The sequence below is a fragment of the Actinomadura rubrisoli genome (assembly GCF_004349215.1).
Classification (GTDB): domain Bacteria; phylum Actinomycetota; class Actinomycetes; order Streptosporangiales; family Streptosporangiaceae; genus Spirillospora; species Spirillospora rubrisoli.
The window spans coordinates 1-4,352 of the sequence record NZ_SMKU01000530.1; the positions used below are offsets into that span (position 1 = coordinate 1).

Annotated in this window: 7 protein-coding genes; 5 read left to right on the plus strand and 2 right to left on the minus strand. The window is 66.3% G+C overall.

Features of this window, described 5'->3' with window-relative positions; translation table 11 throughout:
• Positions 1-521 (plus strand): 30S ribosomal protein S4 (gene rpsD, locus E1298_RS44645; RefSeq protein WP_131903433.1); only part of this gene is annotated, 521 nt, incomplete at its 5' end.
• 94 nt (positions 522-615) lie between these two features.
• Positions 616-1,503, plus strand: a complete 888-nt coding sequence (locus E1298_RS44650) for a TauD/TfdA dioxygenase family protein (RefSeq protein WP_131903434.1) — start codon at positions 616-618, stop codon at positions 1,501-1,503.
• 74 nt (positions 1,504-1,577) lie between these two features.
• On the opposite strand, the gene E1298_RS44655 is transcribed toward E1298_RS44650, so the two are convergent.
• Both E1298_RS44655 and E1298_RS44660 read right to left on the minus strand, forming a co-directional pair.
• Positions 1,578-1,925 (minus strand): hypothetical protein, encoded by a 348-nt coding sequence (locus tag E1298_RS44655; protein ID WP_131903435.1) that lies wholly within the window; start codon positions 1,923-1,925, stop codon positions 1,578-1,580.
• A gap of 121 nt (positions 1,926-2,046) precedes the next feature.
• Positions 2,047-2,943, minus strand: coding sequence for a hypothetical protein (locus E1298_RS44660; protein ID WP_131903436.1), 897 nt, complete (start codon positions 2,941-2,943; stop codon positions 2,047-2,049).
• 256 nt (positions 2,944-3,199) lie between these two features.
• Here E1298_RS44660 and E1298_RS44665 point away from each other — a divergent pair, with 256 nt between their 5' ends.
• Genes E1298_RS44665 through E1298_RS44675 form a run of 3 tightly spaced genes read left to right on the plus strand, consistent with a single transcriptional unit; the run spans position 3,200 to position 4,277 of the window.
• Positions 3,200-3,424: a hypothetical protein gene (locus tag E1298_RS44665; RefSeq protein ID WP_131903437.1), complete on the plus strand. Its 225-nt coding sequence runs from the start codon at positions 3,200-3,202 to the stop codon at positions 3,422-3,424.
• Positions 3,421-3,933, plus strand: coding sequence for a DUF6879 family protein (locus tag E1298_RS44670; RefSeq protein ID WP_131903438.1), 513 nt, complete (start codon positions 3,421-3,423; stop codon positions 3,931-3,933). Before E1298_RS44665 ends, E1298_RS44670 begins: the two co-directional genes overlap by 4 nt.
• Positions 3,930-4,277 (plus strand): helix-turn-helix domain-containing protein, encoded by a 348-nt coding sequence (locus tag E1298_RS44675; protein WP_165975957.1) that lies wholly within the window; start codon positions 3,930-3,932, stop codon positions 4,275-4,277. The genes E1298_RS44670 and E1298_RS44675 overlap by 4 nt, the downstream gene beginning before the upstream one ends.
• Positions 4,278-4,352 lie beyond the last annotated feature (75 nt).

Below are 4,352 nucleotides of genomic sequence, written 5' to 3' on the forward strand. Positions count from 1 at the left end.
GCCCGTACCCGCCCGGGATGCACGGCCGCGCCCGCAAGCAGGAGTCCGACTACAAGGTCAGGCTCCGGGAGAAGCAGCGGCTGCGCGCGCAGTACAACATCCGCGAGGCGCAGCTCCGCAACGCCTTCGCCAAGGCGGCCAAGGTCGAGGGCAAGACCGGCGAGGTGCTGATCGTCGACCTGGAGCGCCGCCTGGACGCGCTCGTCCTGCGCGCCGGCTTCGCCCGGACGATCTACCAGGCCCGGCAGTTCGTCGTGCACCGCCACGTGCTGGTGAACGGCCGGCGCGTGGACCGTCCGTCGTTCCGGCTCCGTCCGGACGACGTCATCACGATCGCCGACCGGAGCCGCTCGATGGTCCCCTTCCAGATCGCGGCCGGCGGCGGCCACACCGAGAACGTCCCGCCGTACCTGGAGGTCCGGCACGACGCGCTCGCCGCCCGCCTGGCGCGGCTGCCCGAGCGGAGCGAGATCCCCGTGATCTGCGACGAGCAGCTCGTCGTGGAGCACTACTCGCGCTGACACGGGACGGATGGCGTCCGGGGTATGGACAGGTGTCCGCCTCCATCGGCTAAAGTCAACCTAGCGATTGCTTGGCTGAATGGAGGCCCAGGACATGATCGAATTCCACCCCATGACCCGGAACATCGGCGCCGAGGTCACCGGCGTCGACCTGAGCAAGCCCCTCGACGCCGAGCAGGTCCAGCAGGTCCGCGACGGGCTCCTCGCGCACATGGTGCTGTTCTTCCGCGACCAGCACATCAGCGACGAGGAGCACGTGGCGTTCGCCAAGCGGTTCGGCACCGCCAACCTGCCCCCGATGGACACCTCGGGAAGCCCCGTCCACGTCCTGGACCAGACCGACCCCAAGGGCGAGGGCGGCGACCAGTGGCACAGCGACAACACGTTCATGACGACGCCGCCGATGGGCTCACTGCTGCGCGCGGTCCTCCTGCCCGAGGTCGGCGGCGACACGCTGTGGGCCAACATGTACATGGCCTACGACTCGCTCGCGCCCTGGCTGCGGCGGCTCTGCGACGACCTGTACGCCGAGCACGACCTGACCATGTCGGTCACCAAGGCCATCGACAAGGGCCACCGCATGGACCTGCGCGCCATGCAGGAGAAGAACCCGCCGGTCACCCACCCCGTCGTCCGCGTCCACCCCGAGACCGGCCGCAAGGCCCTCTACGTCAACCGCTCCTCGGTGACCCGCCTCATCGGCCTGTCCCGCCGCGAGAACGAGGCGATCCTGCCCCTGCTGTTCGACGCCGTCCGCGACCCGCAGTTCCAGGTCCGGCTCAAGTGGCGCGTCGGCACCCTCGCCTTCTGGGACAACCGCCCCACCCAGCATTACGCGGTCGCCGACTACACCCAGCGCCGCAAGATGCACCGCGTCACCATCAACTGCCCCGACACCATCGACGACGGCGTCCCCAAGGGCGTAGACGGCGTAACCGGCGCCGACGCCCCCGCCGAAACCACCGCCGCCCGCTACCTCTAACCCCACCCACCCGCGACGAGTTCTGCACCGCAAGTAACGGCCAACGAAGGCCAGATTGCCGATCCCGGGCGTGCCTAGATGACGACCCCTCGCGTGATCGCCCGTAGGTCACGCGCCGCGGGATGGTTCCGCTGATCGGCAGGAACGGCACGGAGTATGCGTTGTGTGATGATGTTCCGTGCTGCGGATGGTCCGACGCTATGGGCGTCGGTCACAATGCCAAGAGCATGGTTCAGCCCTGCGTCGACCTCACGACGCTGAACGAGCGTGGCGGCGCGCATCATCTCCAGGTTCTCCCGGGGCTGGTATGCGTTCGCCGGGTAGAGATCCAGCGCCGCAGAGACCGCGGTTTCCGCGGCGCTGTCTCCGACAAGCGTGTTGACGTAGCCGCCCGCCCATGCCAGCTGGGTCTCTCGGAACACAAGCGGCGTTTGTGGCCCGGACCCGTCCGGTAGCCCGTCGAACGTACGCCGAAGATCCGTTAGGGCGTCCTGTGCAGCGGCTGCGTTCCCCTGCTGCGCGTATAGGTATGCCGTTGCGGCGTTAGGCGTTGGCAGCACCCCGGGCGCGGGTGTCCCCGGCGATCTCGACCGCCTCCGTAGCGAGGGCCAAGACCACGTGAGGGGGCCGACCTGCCCACGCGCTGTCTTGGGCTGCGCGACCGCGCACCCAGACGCGCAACTCCAGATCTCCGGACGCGTCCGCCGCGCCGCAGGCGGTGTCCCACGCGACGCGGGCGGACCGATCGTCACCGCTGTCACCGAGATCAATGGCGAGGAGTCCGCTGAGGCCGGCCGCTACGCGCAGTAGATCGGACCGATCCGCATGTGCGAGCGGGCGCCGCAGAATCTCGCCCACGGCGAAGATGTCAGCGGTGAGCCCCTCAACCATGGCGCCGGGCGGGCGCGTCATGAGCGTCTCGCCGTTTTCGAGTACGACGGCTTCCCACGCCGCGACGTCAAGGGGGTCGCCCAGTGCCTCGTGGATGCCGCTGAGTACGATTTCCAGCGCACCCGGGGGGATTGCGGTACCGGCGGCGGCCGCGGTCACGACTTGCAGAGCAGCACGTCGTCTCATCTCTAGGACCTCATAGTCGGAGATCGTTGGATTTCCTCCCAGGGTAAGCCCGTTGTCGATGGATTCACCCTTCGCGTCCGGAGTGATGGCGTCGAGAGCGGGCGCGAAAAGATCCTTTACGGTGGTGTTCAGCGCGCCCGCCCACAACTCCTGGTAGTCCGGCCCGGGGTAGTGCTCCCCCGCCTCGTGGCTGCGGATGGTCCTGATGATGTCGTCGATCTTCGCGGTGCGGCAGGCGAGATGCCGGGGGGCGTTCTCCTTGAAGTAGCGCGCGACGCGCTTCGCGGTGAGGTCGATCGCCCGTCGCCGCTCTTTGAGGCGTCGCCCCGTGCGCTCTTTAACGATCTTAGACGGTCTGCGCATTGCCACTCACCCCGGGGGTCACGGATAGCCAGAAGAGGCCAAGCAGCCTCCCTCTCCTCAACTGCATATCATGCAGACATGTGACCCGTGGCATGGATTCATAAGAGGGCGTCAAGATAGGTGACCGGCAAAATTCCCGAACGGGCCAAACCGGGCATTCGAGGCTGAGGTTTCCCGTTCGAGAAAGAACTGGCCCTTGACCCTCATCAGGGCAACTCCTAGCGTCCCTCGTGACGATCGGAACGGAGACAAGGCCATGTCCACACGACTTACCCCCATCGCGGACGGCGGGTGCCAGCAAGGCGCGTGCCCGACCGTCCACCTGACGGACCGGGGGACGTACGGGTTTCAGGGGACGGTGATCACCGACCACGGGCTAGGCATCCCTGATCACGAGATGATTGTTGAGCTTCCCCCCGAGCTGGTCGAGCAACTCGTTGACAGGGTGCTTGCCCAGCGAGAGCAGGGCGACGGCCAGTGATCCCGCTTGAGGAGTTCGGCAAGCTGTTCGAGACCTTCCAGCGATCAGCGTTCCGGCTGGAGACGCTGGCCAAGTACACCGTTCCCGAGGAAGCCGACGCATTCCGAGACTTCCTAGCGGGGAGGTCCAAGCCGGACAACTGGGGTGCGAACGACTGGGCACGCGGTATCGTCGCATCGGGGCGAATAATGCAGCGTGTACACGTCGTACGGTCCCCGCTGTCCGACTACCTCCGCTTTGAAATCGGCTGGGGGTATCCGGGGAGTATCGACGCAGGGGAGGACGTGCGAATTCTCGACCTCACGCACAACGAAGTACCCGGCCTACCCGATCACGACTTCTGGCTATTCGATGACGAGACCGTCATCAGGATGCACTACAGCCCGGAGGGCGAGTTCCTGGGGGCTGACCGCGTGCCGGAAGTGGAGCCCTACCGGACGTACCGGGATCTCGCCATGGGCAACTCCGTGCCGTTCCTGGACTACTGGAGCCAGCACGGTACCGAGTGACCAGAGACGAAATAGCCTCAGCTCTCCGAAAGCTGCGCGAGGAAGCCGGGTTGACGGGTGAGACCGTCGCCCGGCGCGCTGGTATGTCACCGGGGAAGCTTTCCAAGGTAGAGAACGGGCGAACCAAGCCGACTGTTCAGGACGTAGACCGCATCCTTACCGCCATAGGCGTCTTTGGAGAGGTCAAGGACGAGTTCCTCAATGCTGCCCGCATAGCAGCCACGGAAGAGAAGGCGTGGCGCCTCTACCGGCGCCTGGGGCTCCCCAAGCACCAAGCGGAGATACGGGCCATTGAGGTTTTCCCTGCAAGATTGATTCGGGTAGTAGGGCATTCCCGGGCATGATCGGTAGCGCAAGGGGAGACTCGCGGACAGATCGCCGGGCCCGGAAACGGGACGTGGAGCCCCGGTAGAAGAGGT

Excerpts from the sequence above, each read along its gene's own strand:
- E1298_RS44650 (WP_131903434.1), top strand. The coding sequence starts at position 616 with ATGATCGAATTCCACCCCATGACCCGGAACATCGGCGCCGAGGTCACC.
- E1298_RS44665 (WP_131903437.1), top strand. The coding sequence starts at position 3,200 with ATGTCCACACGACTTACCCCCATCGCGGACGGCGGGTGCCAGCAAGGC.
- E1298_RS44660 (WP_131903436.1), bottom strand. The coding sequence starts at position 2,943 with ATGCGCAGACCGTCTAAGATCGTTAAAGAGCGCACGGGGCGACGCCTC.